We start from the raw sequence: 16976 nt of genomic DNA on the forward strand, positions 1-16976 counted from the left end.
GCGGGCGTGCTGCCGTGCGGCTCAGGCCGTGCGGCAGCACCTTTTCCCGATCAGGTGATCGAGAGAGATCCGTCCCGCGCCGAAGGCCAGCAGCACCAGGCAGACGATCAGGAAGGGGAATGGCTTCTGGTCAATGAAGGCGCTCACGTGCGTCAGGAACGCGCTGAGTCCGGTGGCACCCTCCGCGTCCTCGGGGTGGAGCACGTCGTTCAGGTGGGCGGTGAGATAGGCGACGACCATGGAGACGGTGAGCGGCACCGCGGCGAGCCGGGTGGCCAGACCGAGCACCAGCAGCAGGCCGCCGATCATCTCGACATTGGCCACCAGCACCGCGTGGAAGTGGGGGGCGGGGATGTGGAGGCTTTCGAAGAAGCCGGAGACCTTGTCGAGGTGGGCGAGCTTGCCTTTCCCGGTGAGGAAGAACTGCGCGCCGATGGTGAGGCGGAGGAAAAGCAGGACCGCGTCGCGGCCGGGGGCCTCCAGACCGCGGAGGCGGGTGCAGAGCTTGGCGAGGCAGGCGTTCATGATCCCATTGGATACCACCGCGCGGGGATTATTCCAAGGAGTTGAGGCTTTAGCCGAGGAGGGTCTTCAGAGGGAGGCGGAGTCAGGAGAGATTTTTGCCGCAAAAAGGCGCAAAGAGAGATCGCAAAAAGGAGAGTTGGAGGTCGGGCAACAGGTTCGTCAAACCCTCCTCGCCTGGAGGCTCAACTCCTCACGAACCGGCCGCGACCTTCAGCTCCTCGACGAAGGCGAGCACGCGTGCGGGCACCTCACCGGTGGCGGGGACTCCGGCGCTGACCTTGGTGGTGAGGGGTTCTTCGGAAAGAGGCCGCATCACCATGCGGGCGTCGGCACCGCCGCTGATGCGGGTGGTTTCGGCGGCGAGGGCGAGTCCCATCCCCGCTTCCACCGCCGCGCTGAGGCTGACGATGCCGTCGAACTCGCCGGCGATCTTCGCCTGGAGGTTGCGGTCCTTGAAGAACCGGATCACGCGGTCCCAGTAGTCCGGGTAGCCCTCGCGTTCGAACAGCAGCAGGCGCTGGCCATCGAGGTCCTTGGGATCGATGCGCTTTTTCTTCGCCAGCGGATGGTTGGCGGGGACCAGCACGCGCCAGCCGACGTGGCGCAGCGGTTCCCAGCGGATCGCGTCGCCGGGGCAGGGCACGGTGACCATCAGGTCCAGCTTGCCGGCCAGGATGCCATCGCGCATCTCCGCGCTGGACCAATCGTGGAGTGTGATCCGCACCCGCGGGTGGAGCTGGGTGAAGCGCTCGATGGCGATCGAGAGGAAATCGGAGGCAAGGGAGGGGGAGTAGCCCACCCGCAGCGGCTCGCCTTCGGCCTCGGCCTTCACCTTCCGCACCATCGCGTCGGTGAATTTCAGCAGCTTCACCGTTTCGCCGCGCAACACTTCGCCCGCGGGCGTGAGGGTCACGGAATGCGCGCCGCGTTCGAAAAGGGATACGCCGAGCTCCTCCTCCAGCGCCTTGATCTGGCGGCTCAGCGCCGGTTGCGTGAGACGCAGCACCTTGGCCGCGGCGGTAATGCTTCCCGCCTCCGCCGTCTCCGCAAACGCCCGCAACTGACGCAGTTCCATGGGCCGAAAGTCACGGCTCGAAAGACGCCGGTCAACTTCCATCCGCGGCTTCGAGAGCCCGTTTCCCGGCGGCATCCACCGCCTTCACCGTGTGGAGGCCCAGGGGCTTCGTGCCATCGGCTGGGAGAAGGGCCCAGTCGTTCAGATCGGATAGATCCAGGGCCACCGGGTCCCCGAGCTTCAATCCTCCGAGATCCACCGGTTCGTTGTCCAGGGTCCCGTAAGCGGTTTCCTCCGAGAGATCGGTCACGGAAAACCAGATGTATTCCTGTCGGTTCCCGGAGCGCACCGGACCTTTCACGAGGAATCTCTCGCCGTCGTCCCGTTCGAGCCACCGCTTCCTGAAATCGGGGAAAGAAGCCCGGGCTTCGGCGACCGCGGCCACCATCAGGGGATCATCGTCCTCGACGTGGATCACCGGTGGTTGGGACCGTTGGGTGAAGTCTTGAAGCGGTTCCGGGCCGCACAGCTTGGCCGCGACCTCGTCGTCCCACACGTTGATGTGGCCCGTTTCCGGTCGGAAAATCGCCAGCGTGTCTTCGTCCGCAAGCTCGCGCAGCAGCCGGAAAATGTGGGGGTAGAACGATTCCGCCGACAGCGATTTGTCGAATGGTGCGGTCAGGTCGACTGCCAACCAGGCACTGTGATCCCGAACGGCTTTTTGCAGCCGCATTTCAGGAACCGACGCGATGGCTTGTTCGACGTCGTCAAAGTAAGGGTGGGCCCGGTTGTGCACGGTCCAAAGCCCCGCTCCATTGCGCACGATGAACAAGGAGCCGTCACCCACCGCGAACAGTTCCTCGTCATCTGCGGGTTTCCGCGGATGGCTCCACGCGCGGCGGACGACGGCGGAAAGGGAGTCCTGATCGAGTGGCAAGGCGTGGCGCCGGAGCAGGACAATCGAGATCATCGGCTTGTCCTCGGATTCGGAAGGATCGGGCAACGGGGTTTCACCGGGAACCAGCGGATCATCCCAGGTCGCTTGTTTTTGGAGAATGCGCCCGTATTTCCGCCAGCACTGCCAGATGCCCACGAATAGCAGCAGGCCGATGGCGGTCTTGATGCCGAAGCCTTTCCGGAAGATGACCGAGAGGTTGTAGAGGCCCATCGCAAGAATCACCACGAGGGTGAGATAGATGCCAGCGATCGTGTGCCGGTAGAGCAGCAGTCCCGCGACGATGAGGGTGATGGTTTCAGCGGCCACCAGCCAGTGTTGGCCCGAGGCGAGCCAGATGCAGAGGGCGGCTCCGAGCACCATGAGCATGGTGCCGTCGCTTCTGGCTTCGTCTCCAATCGTTTGCCTGGCCATGGGGCGGACGCTGCCGGTGCGGTCCGGGGGTGGCCAGACAAATCACGATGACGGGGACCCATGATCCCACGGCATGCTCAGACTGACGAGCGGGCATTATCCAAGCGCCGGATTTCTGGCAGGATGAACGCATGAAAACGAACCCGACGCTGACCGTCCGCCGCAGTGAAGAACGAGGCCATGCCAACCACGGTTGGCTGGACAGCCACCACACCTTTTCCTTCGCCGATTATTACGATCCGGCCCACATGGCGTTCCGCTCGCTGCGCGTCATCAATGACGACCGCATCGCGCCGCAGGGCGGATTCCCGAGCCACCCGCACCGGGACATGGAGATCTTCTCCTACGTGCTGGACGGGCAGCTCGCCCACCAGGACTCGATGGGGAACAAGCGCGTGCTCAACCCCGGTGAGATCCAGCTCATGAGCGCCGGCAAGGGCGTGCTCCACTCCGAGTTCAACCCCTCGGCCAAGGACTGGACCCACATGCTCCAGATCTGGATCATGCCGCGCCAGCGCCAGCTCGAGCCCGGCTACACCGAGTGGAAGCCCGCCCCTGGCACGGAGAACGACCCGAAGGTCCTCGTGATCTCGCCGGACGGCCGTGACAATTCCGCCACCATCCACCAGGACGCCGACATCTACCGCGTGAAGCTGGCCCCCGGCCAGTCCATCACCCACGAGCTGCCGGAAGGCCGCGGCCTTTGGCTGCACGTGGCGCGGGGCACCGCGAAGGTCGCGGACGTCGACCTGAATGGCGGCGACGCCATCTCCTCGGAAACCGCGGGCACCTACACCATCGCCGCGGGCGCCGAACCGCTCGAAGCCCTTCTCTTTGACATCGGCTGAAGCCGTGCTCTCTAACACACGATCAATCCAAAGAACAGACACTGACATGAAAACGACCATGCTCCTCGGCTCCGCCGCCCTCCTCGCGCTCGGCCTCGTCTCCTGCAACGACCCGGCCAAGAACACCGCCAAGGCCGACGTGAAGGACGCCGTGACCAAGTCCGACACCGGTGCCGCCGGTGGCACGAAATACACCTTCACCCCGAACTCCAAGATCGGCTTCGTGGGCGCGAAGGTCACCGCCAGCCATCCCGGCGGTTTCAAGACCTTCAGCGGCTACTTCACCGTGAAGGACGGCGCCCCCGTGGGCAACGAGCACAAGGTGACCATCGACATGTCCTCCACCTTCGCCGATGGCGGGAACGAGGAAGGCTCCGCGAAACTGACCGGCCACCTGAAGTCCCCGGACTTCTTCGACGTCGCGAAGTTCCCGCAGTCCACCTTCGACGTCACCGAGCTGAAGAAGAACTCCGACACCAGCTACACCGTTTCCGGGAACTTCACGCTCCACGGCGTGACCAAGAACATCTCCTTCCCCGCCACCGTGGCGAAGGACGGCGAGACGGTGAAGATCGCCTCCGAGTTCAACATCAAGCGCCAGGACTTCGGGATCAACTACCCGGGCATGGCCGACAACCTCATCAAGGACGAGGTCGTGATCAAACTCGACCTCGAGGCCAAGCCGGGCGCCTGAACCGGCGATGGGAAGCCCCCGCGTGAGAGATCGCGGGGGCTTCTTTCTTTGAGGCTCACATGCCTCCTTCCACTCTTCTTTACTCCCCACTTCTCATGAAAATCGCCATCGTCTATTTCTCCGGCACCGGAAACACCGCGAAGCTCGCGGAAGCCGTGCTGGAAGGCGCCCGCTCCGGTTCCGGGGTGGAGGCCGAGCTCCTGGCCATCGAGGGCAAGGACATCGTCGAAGGCCGCTATGCGAACGACGCCGTGTTGGCGTCGCTCGATGCCGCGGACGCGATCATCTTCGGCTCGCCGACCTACATGGGCGGCCCGGCCGGCCAGTTCAAAGCCTTCGCCGACGCCACCGCCGGCCGCTGGTTCGGCCAGCAGTGGAAGGACAAGCTGGCCGCCGGGTTCACCGTTTCGAATTCCCCGAGCGGCGATAAGCTCAACACGCTCCAGTACTTCCAGATCCTCGCCGCCCAGCACGGCATGCTCTGGGTGACCCTGGGGCTGCTGCCGAATGTCGAGCCCGCGGGCTTGAACCGCCTCGGTTCGTTCGGCGGCGCGATGGGCCAGGCCGGGCAGCTCGAATTGTCCGATCTGGACAAGGCCACCGGCCGCGCGCTGGGCGAGCGGGTCGCCTCGGTGGGGCTGAAACTCAAGGCCTGACAAGGGTTCCGCGCGCGCGGGCATCGTTTTCCAGTTGGGTGCGGCGGCATTTCGTGTTAGAATGCCCGTCCAGCCCCTTGGAACGCCATGTCCCGCGCGCTCTCCCTCCTCTTCCCGATGGCCGCTTTCACGGCCAATCTCGTTTCGTGCTCGAATTTCTCGCCATTGACCTCGGTGTCGCTGCCGCATCCGGCTCCGGAGCGGCATTTGTTCGAGTGGAATGACGATGGCGGCCCCGGCGAGGTGGCGGTGAAGATCAACCTGAGCACCCAGCGGGCGACCTACACCCGCGGCGGCCGGCCGATCGGCTGGTCCTATGTGGCCACCGGCAAGGAAGGCCACGGCACGCCGCCGGGCCGCTACTCGATCACCGAGAAACTGGAGGACAAGTATTCCGGCTCCTACGGTTGGATCGAGGATGAGTTCGGCAACACGGTGAACGGCGACGCCACCCCCGGGACCCGTGTCCCGACGGGCTGCCACTACGTTCCCGCGCCGATGCCCTACTGGATGCGCATCACCGGCTACGGCATCGGCATGCACGCCGGGATCATTCCGAACCCCGGTGAGCCCGCTTCCCACGGCTGCATCCGCCTGCCGAAGCCCTTCGCGCCGATCCTCTTCGACAACGTCCGCGTGGGAACGCCGGTGACGATCGTGTACGGAGGATGAGGCCGTATTTGGGAGCCCGAGCGGAAATCGTCGCGGGGTGTCCGTGCGTCATCGAGAGCGATGCCGTGGGCCAGCCCCACGGGGTGGTCTTTGAGGACGACGGCGGCACCGGTTACTTTTACGCCAGGGATTACCGTATCGAGGGCTCGCTGTTCGTTGACGCCCTCCACGTTTACACGGTGAAGGAGGGGAGTGAGGGCGAGAGGCCTTCCTCGCTCCGGATCATCTGGTCCAACGATTGGAGGAAGGCCGCGCTTCTGATCAACGATTCTCCCCTGGCGATGTTCGATTTCGAACGGAGAACCGGCTATTCCCTCGATGTGTTCCCGGATCCTGATCCCAAGTCGGGTTGGCATCGAGCCCCGTGGAGCAGCGACTTGAAGGGCCATTTCTATCAGGATTGAGTCCACGACGGCTTCGTGGACCCGAGTGCCCACGGCTGCTACCACCTCGTTTCCGGGGGATGAGTTGAGCCTTTAGGCGAGGAAGGTCTTCCGGGAGGCGGAGGCCTGAAGAGAGTTTGCTGGTTTGCAGTGTTCAGTTTTCAGGAAGAGAAGACGAGCTTTCGGGGAGTGCATCCCGTCGCCGTTGATCTCTTCCTTTTGCGCTTCTTGCGCCTCTTTGCGGCAAAGAATCTCCCTAGCCTCCGCCCCCCCTCTAAAGACCTTCCTCGGCTAAAGCCTCAACTCCCCGTGACGCTTTTGCCGCTGGCGTTTTCCGCCTGCTGTGACAAAGGGTGAGGGAACCCGCGAAAACCATGTCCGAATCCCACATTCCCGAAGGCTACCACAGCGTTACGCCGTCTCTGACCGTGGCCGATGCGCCCGCCGCGCTGGCATTCTATCAGGCCGCGTTTGGCGCGGTGGAGATCTTCCGCATGCCGGATGAGAAGACCGGCAAGATCATGCACGCCGAGATCGCGATCGGGAATTCCCGCCTCATGCTTTCCAGCGAGTTCCCGGAATGGGGCTGTGTGGCTCCGGAGGTGGGGACGGGCGGGGCGTTCATGATCTACGTGGCCGATGTGGATGCGGCCTACGCTCAGGCGGTTGGGGCGGGCGCTACCTCCCTGCAGGAGCCCACCGACATGTTCTGGGGCGACCGCACCTCGCGGGTGGCGGACCCGCACGGCTACCGCTGGAGCCTCGCCACCCATGTCCGCGACGTGTCCCCGGAGGAGATCGCGAAGGCGGCGAAGGAGTGGGATTGCAACGCGTCCTGAACCATGGAGGACGTGCTGGTGATTTTCGCGCACCCGGCCTTCCACCGGTCGCGCACGAACCGCGCCCTTGTCGCCGCGGCCCGCGCGACCGAGGGGGTGGCGGTGCATGATTTGTACGAAACCTATCCGGATTTCCTGGTCGATGTCCGCGCCGAGCAGCGGCTGTTGGAACAGTACCGCACGGTGGTGCTCCAGCACCCGTTCTTCTGGTACAGCAGCCCGGCCTTGCTGAAGGAGTGGCTCGACCTGGTGCTCCAGTTCAACTGGGCCTACGGGCCGGATGGCCGCGCGCTGCGGGGCAAGGTGCTGGCCCAGGCGATCACCGCCGGCGGGCCGGAGGACGCCTACCGGCGGGAGGGCACGAACCACTTCTCGGTCCGCGAGCTGCTCTCGCCCTTCGAGCAGACCGCGCGCTTGTGCGGCATGGCCTATGCCGAGGCGTTCACGGTCCACGCGGCGAACCATATCACGGAGGAGACGCGGGACGAGGCGGCCCGGGACTATAGCCGGTGGCTGACCTCACTTCGCGCCGGTTCCGTCTCGCTCTGGTTGCCGGGGCCGGAGTAGTCCTTGGGAGCAGTGGCGTTCGAAAGTGTTTTCCTCCAGGCGTTCATCTACCTTGCCGCGGCATTGGTCGCGGTGGTGGCTGGGAAGCGGCTCGGCCTCGGGGCCGTGCTCGGGTATCTGATCATCGGCGCGGCCATCGGGCCGTGGGGCCTCGGCTGGATCGGCGGGGAAAGCGAGCAGGTCACCCACTTCGCGGAGTTCGGGGTGGTGGTGATGTTGTTCCTGGTGGGGCTGGAAATGCGGCCCACCGAGTTGTGGCGGATGCGACGGCAGATTTTCGGGCTGGGCGGCATGCAGGTGGTGTTGTGCGCGCTGGGTCTTGCCGGAGCGGCGGTGGCCTTCGGCTGCCATTGGAAGCCCGCGCTGGCGATGGGGATGATCCTCGCGATGTCGAGCACCGCCATTGTCCTGCAATCGCTGGCGGAGAAAAACCTGCTGCGCACCGAGGCCGGCCAGAACTCGTTTGCGGTCCTGTTGTTCCAGGACCTGGCGGTGATCCCGATCATCGCGCTGCTGCCGCTGCTGGCCACCGGTGCGGCGCATGGAACCGCCGGACACGCGTCGCACGATTGGATGGAGGGCTGGCCGGCGTGGGGGCGGGGCTTGGTCACGGTCGGTGCCGTGGTGCTGGTGGTGGTGATCGCGCGGCTGGCCACGCGGCCCTTGTTCCGCGCCATCGCGAAGACCCGCCAGCGCGAGGCTTTCACCGCCGCGGCGCTGATGCTGATCATCGGCATCGCCCTGCTGATGACGAAGGTGGGACTCTCCGCCGCGCTCGGCACCTTCGTCGCGGGCGTGGTGCTGGCGAACAGCGAGTACCGCCACGAGCTGGAAAGCGACCTCGAACCGTTCAAGGGGCTGCTGCTCGGGTTGTTCTTCCTCGGCGTGGGGGTGGGCATCGACTTCGGGCACATCGGGCGTTTCCCCGGCACCGTGCTCGGTCTCGCCGCCGGGCTGATCGTGGTGAAGGCGGTGATGATGTACGCGCTCGCGCGGCTCCACCGCTCGCCCCGGGAACCGTCGTTCGTGTTCGCCGCGGCGCTCGCGGGTGGCGGCGAGTTCGCATTCGTCTTGATCGGCCTGGCGCTCGGCTCCGGGGTTTTCGATGAAAGCCAGGGGAAAACCCTCACCGCCGGGGTGGCCATCTCGATGGCAGCCACGCCCCTGCTGATCCTTGCCAGCCACCGCCTCACCGCCCGCTCGATGAAGAAGCCGGTGGTCGAGCGGGAGAGTGACGTGCAGGACGAGGGCGCGCCGGTCATCATCTGCGGTTTCGGCCGCTTCGGTCACATCATCGGTCGCCTGCTGCGCACCCAGGGCATCCACAGCACGGTGCTCGACAATGATCCGGACCAGGTCGACACGCTGCGGGCGATCGGCATGCCGGTGTTCTTCGGGGACGCGGGTCGGCCGGACATGCTGCTCACCGCCGGGGCGGCGCGGGCGAAGATCCTCGTCATCGCGCTGAAGGACGTGGCCACGACGCTGAACATCGTGGAGACCGCGCGGAAGCACTTCCCGCACCTGAAGATCTTCCTGCGCGCGCACAGCCGCGCCGAGGCCTACGAGCTTCTGGACGCGGGGGAGGAGCGGATCTATCGCGACACGCTGGACACCTCGCTCACGCTGGCCACCGACGTCCTGCGCGAGCTCGGCACCCCGGCCTACACCGCCTACCGCGTGGCGAAGCTCTATCGCCGCCGCGATGAGATCTTCCTCCGCAAGATGGCGAAGCACCGCCACAAGGACGACGACGCTTTCATCTCCGCCGCGCGCGAGGTCCAGCGCACGCTCGACCAGGTCATGCGTGAGGAGCCCGGCCACGACTTCGGCGACGAAGGCTGGGTGCCGCCCGGTGCCGATCCGAATGCCAAACCTTCTCCCAAACCCGAATCCTTATGATCACTCCCGCCGACCTTGCCGCGGAGCTCGCCTCCGCCAACCCGCCCGTGGTCCTCGATGTCCGCCTCGCGGACGATTACGAGGCCTGCCACATCACCGGCGCGCTGAACAACGCCGTCTTCGAGGTGGCCTGCAACGAGCGCTTCCCCGCCCAGCTCCCGGACAAGGCCCGCGCCGTGCGCCTCTACGGGGCTTCTGGTAACAGCCTGGAGGCCCGCATGGCGGTGGAGAAACTCCAGCGCGCGGGCTACACCGACGTCGCGGAACTCGAGGGCGGTCTGGAGGCCTGGTTGGAGGCGGGGCTGCCGAATACCTGTGGTGCTCCGCTGCCGCCCGCGCCGGAGGTGCCCGAGGGCCGGGTGCTGGTGGATCTGGAAGCCTCCAGAGTCGGCTGGACCGGCCGGAACCTGCTCAACAAGCACCACGGCACCATCGCCATCCGCTCCGGTTGGCTCGATCTCGCCCACGGCCGTCTCACCGGCGGCGAGATCGTCCTGGATCTGACGCGCCTCGATTGCAGCGACCTGTCCGGCACCGAGTACCACGCGGTGCTGATCCACCACCTGCACGACCACGATTTCTTCGATGTCGCGCGGTTCCCGGAAGCCCGTCTCACGATCACCTCCGCCACCCATCTGGAGGTTGGCACGCCCGGTGCGCCGAACCTGCACCTCGCCGCGGAGCTGACGCTGAAGGGGCAGACCCATCCGATCGAATTCGCCGCCACCTGCGGCCTCACCCCGGACGGCAAGGCCGCCGCGCAGGCGACCTTTTCCATCGACCGCACCCGCTGGGGCGTCCTCTACGGTTCCGGGAAATTCTTCCACCGCCTCGCGGGGCACCTCGTGAACGACCTCATCGATTTCGAGGTGAAGATCGTGACGGGGTGATCCGTTCCGTAGCCGAAGTCGTGACACTTCGGGCTGGGTGGACGGCCTCATACCCTTCGCGAATTCACCCCGCCTGAAGTGTCATCACTTCAGCTACCCATGGCCAGCGCCCTACCAAACCGACACGTGGGAGCCGTCCTTGTGAACGGTCACGTTCTCACTATCGAGGCGGCGGGCCACCATGTTTCCCGCGGGATCGTAGGCGATCCGGAACGTGTGTTTGTCATCAAGGCCGGAGACTCGATCGGAGGCTGCCCTCGGGATGTTGATAGCCTCTCCAATTCCGAAGGTGAAGATGCTGGATTGCCCCGCGGCACTGTACTCCCTGGGATCCAGAACGTAACCATCGATCCGATAGGTATCCACGGTGGCCACGAGCTTGCCCGGTGGTTCGATGTTTCCGCGGACCGGAAGATTGAGGGTCGGATACCGCTTCGCCAAGGAGCCCAGAGTGCGGGGTTTCGAGAAAGTTTCGGACGAAGTGGGCTGACCCAGATGCCCAATGACCTTTGCGCGGTTGAAGGAGGCGTTCCCCGCCGTGTACTCGGTCAGGTCCGTGGCTCCGGACTTGAGGAGAACCAAGGAGCAACTTGTGCTTGCCAGGGCGGCTGAACAGCAAGCCAGCAAACGGAGGAGCCGCGGGAGATGGGGCATGACAACGGCGAATTTGTCTTCGATCGCCGTCTTGTCCAACGGGAATGCCGGTCTTGCACACCAGGCGCGCGGTGCCTGTTAGAATCCCTCCACACCACGGGCGTCCGGCAGCTGAAACACCGGCCGCCCGTGGTGGGTTTGGGGGGAGAGTCAGTTGCCGATGGCTTGCAGCCGGGCATCGCCCAGCACCCGCGACAGCTCGCGGCGGAGCTTTTCCGGGGCGTAGAGGAAGGAGGAGGGGACCCGGATCAGCGGCAGGCGGTTCCAGGCGAAGAGCCGGTCCATGAAGCGGTTGCGCTCGGCGCGGGCGGCATCCACGTAGGCGCGTTCGTCCACTTCGATGGCGACCAGCATTTCGGAGGTCCGCGGATCGCAGAGCACGAAATCGACGTGCTGGCTGCCGATCTTCTCGAACACCGGGCTGGCCTCTTCGCCGCGGCGGAACCCGAAGAGGTCGGCCATGCGGGCTTTGGTCAGGATCAGGCAGCGGTCCTGCACGACGCGGTTGAGCACGTGGAGGAAGGAAAGTTCGGACTGCGTGAGCAGCGTCTTGTGACGCCACGTGCGTTCGACCTCGGAAACTTCGGTATCTTGGGGGGCGGTACGGGACTTCGCGGACGGGAGCCATCCGAAGAGTCTTTCCATACGACCCGCTTGGGGGGAGCGGTTCGTCATGGTTAGATTGATAGCACGGGTTTCCTTTAAAAAGAATCCCGTGATGAGGGGTAATGCAGAGGGTGTCGTGAAAATATCACGAAATCTTAATCATCGGGGTGGCTATCTGATTCAGTGGTCTTGCCCACCTTTGTCAGCTCATTTCAAGCTGCGTGTTTCGTGCATCGAGTAATCTCCCGAGAGATTCATGTCGTCTCCAGATGTTTCCACGGTACCGGTGAAGTCCCGCTTCAAATCGATCAAGTCATCCAAGGAGCGGAGGATGACGACGGAGCCTTTCATCAGGACCTTCGGTTTACCGGTATCTTCGTTCCCGTTCTTTTGGCCCATGTCCATTACGGCTTCGAGGCGGGCGCACTTCTTGCCCTCGAAGGTTTCGATTCCCTTGAACGTGATCGTCACGCTTCCCGCCGCTGTGTTGGAATCGCTGACCCCGGCAAAGGGGAAATCCACAAGGTTCACCACCCATGAATCACCGATCTTGCGGGGGGCAGTTCCGTAAGCGGTGATGTCCTTGGAGGAGGAGTCTGGGTACTTCAGGTCCTTCAGCAGCGATCGTTGCAGTGGAGTGGGATTGCCTTTTTCAAGGGCTGCCGTCCAACCGGCCTCGGAACGTGTCATGATGACGGGAGTGTTCAGGAGGGGGGAAGATCCCCGCTGGGGGTTCTCCTTTCCATCGATGACGAAGGTTTGGACTTTGGAGGCGGCAGTGACGGTGCGCCTGATTTTGTCGGGAGCCAGGAATTCGATGGCTTCGGTTCCGCTTTCGCTGCTTTCGCAGGTGCCTTCTTTGGTTTCTCCGGCCATGGTGGCCTTGAACTTGCCGTTTTTCAGTTCCTGCCCCTGGGTGATCACGCAGTTGGCAGGAGGGGTGGAGCCGGGTTTGGCGAGGACGTAGGCCGCTTTCCCAGCGGATGTGGTCTCCTGGCCAGAGGCCATCAAGGTCAGGGCGGCAAAGGAGGTGATGGAACGGAGGAGTTTCATCGCCGCACGGGGCCAGATATCTGTTGTCCGTGGCAAGAAGAATTGAGAAACGGTTGGTGCCTTGCCGGGTCAGAATAGGCTTGCGGTCCGGGGCCTCCGCCCGTATAGCGCCGCCGCTGCCCGCAAGGGATCAGCCGTTTTCATCCGTTTCGGCAGGGGGGTATCCCCGCGGTTCTCTGGTTGCAAACGACATCGGCCGCTTCTGACAAACCGGCCGTTTCTCCTCCGATGCCATCGGAGTGAATCAACCAGAAACCACATCGGGAGACACACTGTCTTCCCCTGGCGTTTGTCGCCCTGACAAGGCCGTGCCGCGATCGCGCGCACCGGCCACCTGACGAAATGATGACCACGTTTGCTTCCTTCAATTTGAATCCCGCCATTGCCAAGGCCATCGACGCCTGCGGCTTTGAGACCCCCACCCCGATCCAGGCCAAGTCGATCCCGATCGTGATGGCCGGCCGCGACCTGATGGCCTCCTCGCAGACCGGCAGCGGCAAGACCGCGTCGTTCGTGGTGCCGATGCTGCACCGGCTGATGGAGCGTTCCGGCACCGGCCGCCGCGGCCCGCGCGCGCTCGTCCTGACCCCCACCCGCGAGCTCGCGGTGCAGGTCCAGGAAGAGGTCCGCCGCTTCGGCAAGTTTTCCGGCCTGACCTCCGGCATCGTCGTCGGCGGTGTCGGCTACGGCCCGCAGTACCAGCTTCTCTCCCGCCCGCTGGACGTGCTGGTGGCTACCCCCGGCCGCCTGATCGACCACCTCGACCAGAAGAAGGTGGACCTTTCCAACGTCGAGTTCCTCGTCCTGGACGAGGCCGACCGCATGCTGGACATGGGCTTCGTGAAGCCGGTGCGCCGCATCGCGGGCTACACCCCGGATTCCAAGCAGTCGCTCCTGTTCTCCGCCACGCTGGAGGGCGAGGTCCGCCGCGTCGCCACCGACCTGCTCCGCCAGCCGGAACTCGTCGAGCTGGCCGCGAACAAGGTCCGCCACGAGGGCATCGAGCAGAAGCTCTTCCACGTCGACAATGTCGACCACAAGCGCCGCCTCCTCGACCACTGGCTGGGTGACCGCGAGATCAAGCAGGCCGTCATCTTCACCGGCACCAAGCGCCGGGCCGACCGCCTCGCCAAGTCGCTGGCGCTCAGCGGCCATTCCTGCGCCGCGCTCCATGGCGACAAGACCCAGGGCCAGCGCAAGCGCACCATCGACCAGATGCGTGACGGCAGCGTGAAGCTCCTCGTCGCCACCGACGTGGCGGCCCGCGGTCTGGATATCGATGGCATCAGCCACGTGATCAACTACGACCTGCCGATGGTCCCGGAGGACTACATCCACCGCATCGGCCGCACCGGCCGCGCGGGAGCCACCGGCACCGCCATTTCACTGGTCGCGCCGGAGGATCGCGAAAAACTGCGCGATATCGAAAAGCTCACCGGCAACCGCCTGGTGGGTGAGCACCTGAAGGGTGACGAGCCGAAGATCCCGCTCACCGTGGTGATCCCGAAGGCCCCGAAACCGGCGCCCCGCGGTCGCGGCCAGCAGGGCGGCGGACAAGGTGGCGGACAGGGCCGGGCCCCGCAGGGCAATGGCCAGGGCCGTAACCGCAACGGTGGCGGCGGTCGCCCGGGTGGCCAACCGCAGGGGGGCGGCCGCTCCGAAAACCGTGGTGGCAGCCGGGGTCCGCGCCCCGCCCGTGCGTAACTCCCCCCGGTCCCGGGTTCTAATTGTTCGCGACTTTCGCGCCCCCGGCCTTACAGATGCCCATGGCTACCTGTGGCCGGGATTGACCCGGGACTCCAAACCCTTTACACGCAGCGATCCTTTTCCTCATGACGAAGCTCCAGATTCCCTTTGAGCGGGTCAATTGGCTCAATACCGTCTTCCTCGCCATCATCAGCCTGACCGCCGTGGTGGCCGCCCCGATCTACCTCTGGCATCACGGCATGGACTGGTTCCAGTTCGGCATGATGATGTTCTACATCATCGCCACCGGCATGAGCATCACGCTCGGCTACCACCGGTTGTTCTCCCACCTGTCCTTCAAGGCGAAGTGGCCGATCCGGTTCCTGACCCTCGTTTTCGGTGCCTGCGCGTTTGAAAACTCGGCCCTGAACTGGTGCTCCGACCACCGCCGCCACCACAAGCACACGGACCACGACGACGATCCGTATGACATCACCAAGGGTTTCTTCTGGGCCCACATCGGCTGGATCCTCTTCAAGCTCAACCCGGAGCCGCCGATGGACAACGTCCAGGACCTCCGCAAGGACAAGCTCGTCATGTGGCAGCACCGCTGGGACAAGGTCATCGCCCTCGTGGTCGGCCTGCTGATTCCCGCCGCGCTCGGATTCGTCTGGCACAAGTTCGCCAAGGGTGGCGACGGCTACACGGGTGCCCTCGGCGGTTTCCTGCTCGCCGGCGTCCTGCGCGTCTTCCTCGTCCAGCAGAGCACCTTCTTCATCAACTCGCTCTGCCACTGCATCGGCAGCCAGCCCTACTCCACCCGCTGCAGCGCCCGTGACAGCTTCGTCATGTCGCTCTTCACCTTCGGCGAGGGCTACCACAACTATCACCACGAGTTCCAGCACGACTACCGCAACGGCGTGAAGGCCTGGAATTTCGATCCGACCAAGTGGGCCATCTGGCTGCTCGCCAAGGTCGGTCTGGCCAGCGACCTGCGCCGCGTGCCGGCCAGCAAGGTGGTCCTTTCCCAGATCATGGAGGCCCGCCGCAAGGCCGCCGACGAAATGGAGCGCCTGCTGGCCGCCGACGACCATCCGTGGCGCGACAAGGCGGTGGAGGCCGTTCACGCCCTCAGCGAGCGCCTGGCCGCGAACTACCACGAGCTGGAAGCCGCCGTCGCCGGTCGTGTCGATCTCTCCCGCAAGGCGCTGCGCCGCTGGAGCAAGGAGACCCGCGAAATGCTCGACCACCTCGCCGAGGTGTGCAAGCTGCCGGAAGTCAAAGTCCCCGCAACGGCTTGAGCCTGTGCGCTTCGGGTGGACAGTTCCCGGAGCAACCCGTAGAGTGATCCTCGCGTGACGTTGCTCCAACTCGGCTGGAATCCCTTTTTTGAAGAGGCCTTTGCTCCCTACCGGAGCAAGGGCCTTGTTCCTGCCCGCTTGATCCGGGAGACCGCCATCAATTATGGCGCGTTTCTGGAAGGCGGGGATGAGATCGATGTCGTCCTGTCCGGCAAGGTCTGGCATGACGCCGCCAACGATGCCGAATTGCCCGCCGTGGGCGATTGGGTGGCGGTCGATCTGGGCGGCGAGAATGAGGAAGCGGTGATCCGCGCCCGGCTGCCGCGCCGCTCGTGTTTCTCCCGGAAGATGCCGGGCAAGAGCTCCGAGGAGCAGGTCATTGGCGCGAATGTCGATGTCGTGGCCGTGGTCACGGACGCCGGCCCGGACTTCAATCCACGGCGGATGGAGCGCTACTTCACCTTGATCGCCCGCAGCGGCGCGAAGGCGGTGGTGCTGATGAACAAGGCCGACCTTTTCACCAAGGAGGAGAATGCCGAGGCCGCCGCCGTGCTCGCCGCGCTCTGCCCGGAGGCGGACATCCACATCACCAGCGCCCTGAACCGGAAGGGGCTCCATGTCCTGAAGTCCTACCTCAAGAAGGGCTCCACCATGTGCGTGGTCGGCTCCAGCGGCGTGGGCAAGTCCACCTTGGTCAACCAGCTATACGGCGATGAGTGGCAGTGGACCGGCGATTGCAACGAGGTCACCGGCAAGGGCCGCCACACCACCACCTCCCGCGAGCTGGTGCCGCTGCCCGGGAACGGGATGCTCATCGACAATCCCGGGATGCGGGAGATCCAGATGTGGACGGACGAGCAGACGCTGCGCGAGAGCTTCGCGGACGTCGAGGCGCTGTCCCATGACTGCAAGTTCGCCGATTGCCGCCACCAGAAGGACGCCGGCTGCGCCATCCGCGGCGCGGTGGAGGCCGGGACGCTGGAGCTTGGCCGCTATGAAAGTTTCCTGCAGCTCGAGGACGAGATCGCCGAGCTGCGGCGGCGCGCGAAGAAGCGCCAGATGTCCGTGGAGCGGTGGGCGAAGCGGAACCACCGGGTGAAGGCCCGGAATCTGAACGACCGCATCCAGTTGGAGAAAGACGAGCGCGGCGACTGGCGTTGAGAGGGGTGTTCGCCGGTTCGACCCCGTGATTCGCGAGATTATCGCAACTCCGAGTGGTGGCCGGGGTTTACAAGCAGTTGCAAGACAGCCGGTAGGCATTGGGGCGGGGGAGATATCCCGCGTTGCCATATGCTTGGTTTTGGCTAAAGTCCGCC

18 protein-coding genes are annotated in these 16976 nt (G+C 64.8%); 12 read left to right on the plus strand and 6 right to left on the minus strand.

What is annotated here, in order from left to right; all coding sequences use genetic code 11:
• Nucleotides 1-21: 21 nt before the first annotated feature.
• From llg_RS07005 to llg_RS07015, 3 genes are all read right to left on the minus strand, one after another.
• The gene (locus llg_RS07005; protein ID WP_338289003.1) at nucleotides 22-525 is read right to left on the minus strand and encodes a DoxX family protein; all 504 of its coding nucleotides are present in this window, start codon (nucleotides 523-525) and stop codon (nucleotides 22-24) included.
• A gap of 190 nt (nucleotides 526-715) precedes the next feature.
• The gene (locus tag llg_RS07010; protein ID WP_338289004.1) at nucleotides 716-1600 is read right to left on the minus strand and encodes a LysR family transcriptional regulator; all 885 of its coding nucleotides are present in this window, start codon (nucleotides 1598-1600) and stop codon (nucleotides 716-718) included.
• 31 nt (nucleotides 1601-1631) lie between these two features.
• Nucleotides 1632-2909 carry a DUF2314 domain-containing protein gene (locus tag llg_RS07015; protein ID WP_338289005.1) on the minus strand — a complete coding sequence of 426 codons (1278 nt, stop codon included), beginning with the start codon at nucleotides 2907-2909 and terminating at the stop codon, nucleotides 1632-1634.
• Between the two features lie 131 nt (nucleotides 2910-3040).
• Here llg_RS07015 and llg_RS07020 point away from each other — a divergent pair, with 131 nt between their 5' ends.
• The 9 genes from llg_RS07020 to llg_RS07060 all read left to right on the plus strand — a co-directional run bounded on the left by llg_RS07020 (nucleotide 3041) and on the right by llg_RS07060 (nucleotide 10360).
• A complete protein-coding gene (locus llg_RS07020; protein WP_338289006.1) occupies nucleotides 3041-3757 on the plus strand; it encodes a pirin family protein in 717 nt (238 codons plus the stop codon).
• A gap of 46 nt (nucleotides 3758-3803) precedes the next feature.
• Nucleotides 3804-4451, plus strand: a complete 648-nt coding sequence (locus llg_RS07025) for a YceI family protein (protein ID WP_338289008.1) — start codon at nucleotides 3804-3806, stop codon at nucleotides 4449-4451.
• A gap of 95 nt (nucleotides 4452-4546) precedes the next feature.
• Complete coding sequence (locus tag llg_RS07030) at nucleotides 4547-5107, plus strand: flavodoxin family protein (protein ID WP_338289009.1); 561 nt, start codon at nucleotides 4547-4549, stop codon at nucleotides 5105-5107.
• Between the two features lie 87 nt (nucleotides 5108-5194).
• Complete coding sequence (locus llg_RS07035) at nucleotides 5195-5779, plus strand: L,D-transpeptidase family protein (RefSeq protein WP_338289010.1); 585 nt, start codon at nucleotides 5195-5197, stop codon at nucleotides 5777-5779.
• The gene (locus llg_RS07040) at nucleotides 5776-6183 is read left to right on the plus strand and encodes a DUF2251 domain-containing protein (protein WP_338289011.1); all 408 of its coding nucleotides are present in this window, start codon (nucleotides 5776-5778) and stop codon (nucleotides 6181-6183) included. Before llg_RS07035 ends, llg_RS07040 begins: the two co-directional genes overlap by 4 nt.
• 353 nt (nucleotides 6184-6536) lie before the next feature.
• Entirely contained in the window at nucleotides 6537-7001 is a 465-nt protein-coding gene (locus llg_RS07045) for a VOC family protein (protein ID WP_338289012.1), read from the plus strand.
• 3 nt (nucleotides 7002-7004) lie between these two features.
• A complete protein-coding gene (locus llg_RS07050) occupies nucleotides 7005-7568 on the plus strand; it encodes an NAD(P)H-dependent oxidoreductase (protein ID WP_338289013.1) in 564 nt (187 codons plus the stop codon).
• A 12-nt stretch (nucleotides 7569-7580) separates the two neighbouring features.
• Nucleotides 7581-9470 (plus strand): monovalent cation:proton antiporter-2 (CPA2) family protein, encoded by a 1890-nt coding sequence (locus llg_RS07055; RefSeq protein ID WP_338289014.1) that lies wholly within the window; start codon nucleotides 7581-7583, stop codon nucleotides 9468-9470.
• On the plus strand, nucleotides 9467-10360 hold the full coding sequence (locus tag llg_RS07060) for a YceI family protein (RefSeq protein WP_338289015.1): 894 nt from the start codon (nucleotides 9467-9469) through the stop codon (nucleotides 10358-10360). Before llg_RS07055 ends, llg_RS07060 begins: the two co-directional genes overlap by 4 nt.
• A 111-nt stretch (nucleotides 10361-10471) precedes the next feature.
• Here llg_RS07060 and llg_RS07065 read toward each other — a convergent pair whose 3' ends face one another.
• The 3 genes from llg_RS07065 to llg_RS07075 form a co-directional block, all read right to left on the minus strand.
• Nucleotides 10472-10942 (minus strand): hypothetical protein, encoded by a 471-nt coding sequence (locus tag llg_RS07065; RefSeq protein ID WP_338289016.1) that lies wholly within the window; start codon nucleotides 10940-10942, stop codon nucleotides 10472-10474.
• 222 nt (nucleotides 10943-11164) lie between these two features.
• A complete protein-coding gene (locus tag llg_RS07070; RefSeq protein ID WP_338289017.1) occupies nucleotides 11165-11689 on the minus strand; it encodes a DUF2726 domain-containing protein in 525 nt (174 codons plus the stop codon).
• A 138-nt stretch (nucleotides 11690-11827) separates the two neighbouring features.
• A complete protein-coding gene (locus llg_RS07075; protein WP_338289019.1) occupies nucleotides 11828-12673 on the minus strand; it encodes a hypothetical protein in 846 nt (281 codons plus the stop codon).
• A 342-nt stretch (nucleotides 12674-13015) separates the two neighbouring features.
• Here llg_RS07075 and llg_RS07080 point away from each other — a divergent pair, with 342 nt between their 5' ends.
• The 3 genes from llg_RS07080 to rsgA all read left to right on the plus strand — a co-directional run bounded on the left by llg_RS07080 (nucleotide 13016) and on the right by rsgA (nucleotide 16821).
• The gene (locus tag llg_RS07080) at nucleotides 13016-14377 is read left to right on the plus strand and encodes a DEAD/DEAH box helicase (RefSeq protein ID WP_338289020.1); all 1362 of its coding nucleotides are present in this window, start codon (nucleotides 13016-13018) and stop codon (nucleotides 14375-14377) included.
• A gap of 128 nt (nucleotides 14378-14505) precedes the next feature.
• Nucleotides 14506-15660 carry a fatty acid desaturase gene (locus llg_RS07085; protein WP_338289022.1) on the plus strand — a complete coding sequence of 385 codons (1155 nt, stop codon included), beginning with the start codon at nucleotides 14506-14508 and terminating at the stop codon, nucleotides 15658-15660.
• Between the two features lie 54 nt (nucleotides 15661-15714).
• Nucleotides 15715-16821 carry a ribosome small subunit-dependent GTPase A gene (gene rsgA / locus llg_RS07090; RefSeq protein WP_338289023.1) on the plus strand — a complete coding sequence of 369 codons (1107 nt, stop codon included), beginning with the start codon at nucleotides 15715-15717 and terminating at the stop codon, nucleotides 16819-16821.
• Nucleotides 16822-16976 lie beyond the last annotated feature (155 nt).

It is taken from the genome of Luteolibacter sp. LG18, assembly GCF_036322585.1.
Lineage (GTDB): Bacteria > Verrucomicrobiota > Verrucomicrobiia > Verrucomicrobiales > Akkermansiaceae > Luteolibacter.

What these genes read in the sequence shown, in the direction of transcription:
- llg_RS07025 (WP_338289008.1), top strand. Translation starts at nt 3,804, where the DNA reads ATGAAAACGACCATGCTCCTCGGCTCCGCCGCCCTCCTCGCGCTCGGC.
- llg_RS07010 (WP_338289004.1), bottom strand. Translation starts at nt 1,600, where the DNA reads ATGGAACTGCGTCAGTTGCGGGCGTTTGCGGAGACGGCGGAGGCGGGA.
- llg_RS07035 (WP_338289010.1), top strand. Translation starts at nt 5,195, where the DNA reads ATGTCCCGCGCGCTCTCCCTCCTCTTCCCGATGGCCGCTTTCACGGCC.
- llg_RS07030 (WP_338289009.1), top strand. Translation starts at nt 4,547, where the DNA reads ATGAAAATCGCCATCGTCTATTTCTCCGGCACCGGAAACACCGCGAAG.
- llg_RS07070 (WP_338289017.1), bottom strand. Translation starts at nt 11,689, where the DNA reads ATGACGAACCGCTCCCCCCAAGCGGGTCGTATGGAAAGACTCTTCGGA.
- llg_RS07020 (WP_338289006.1), top strand. Translation starts at nt 3,041, where the DNA reads ATGAAAACGAACCCGACGCTGACCGTCCGCCGCAGTGAAGAACGAGGC.
- llg_RS07060 (WP_338289015.1), top strand. Translation starts at nt 9,467, where the DNA reads ATGATCACTCCCGCCGACCTTGCCGCGGAGCTCGCCTCCGCCAACCCG.
- llg_RS07040 (WP_338289011.1), top strand. Translation starts at nt 5,776, where the DNA reads ATGAGGCCGTATTTGGGAGCCCGAGCGGAAATCGTCGCGGGGTGTCCG.
- llg_RS07080 (WP_338289020.1), top strand. Translation starts at nt 13,016, where the DNA reads ATGATGACCACGTTTGCTTCCTTCAATTTGAATCCCGCCATTGCCAAG.
- llg_RS07075 (WP_338289019.1), bottom strand. Translation starts at nt 12,673, where the DNA reads ATGAAACTCCTCCGTTCCATCACCTCCTTTGCCGCCCTGACCTTGATG.
- llg_RS07005 (WP_338289003.1), bottom strand. Translation starts at nt 525, where the DNA reads ATGAACGCCTGCCTCGCCAAGCTCTGCACCCGCCTCCGCGGTCTGGAG.
- llg_RS07050 (WP_338289013.1), top strand. Translation starts at nt 7,005, where the DNA reads ATGGAGGACGTGCTGGTGATTTTCGCGCACCCGGCCTTCCACCGGTCG.
- llg_RS07015 (WP_338289005.1), bottom strand. Translation starts at nt 2,909, where the DNA reads ATGGCCAGGCAAACGATTGGAGACGAAGCCAGAAGCGACGGCACCATG.
- llg_RS07045 (WP_338289012.1), top strand. Translation starts at nt 6,537, where the DNA reads ATGTCCGAATCCCACATTCCCGAAGGCTACCACAGCGTTACGCCGTCT.
- llg_RS07085 (WP_338289022.1), top strand. Translation starts at nt 14,506, where the DNA reads ATGACGAAGCTCCAGATTCCCTTTGAGCGGGTCAATTGGCTCAATACC.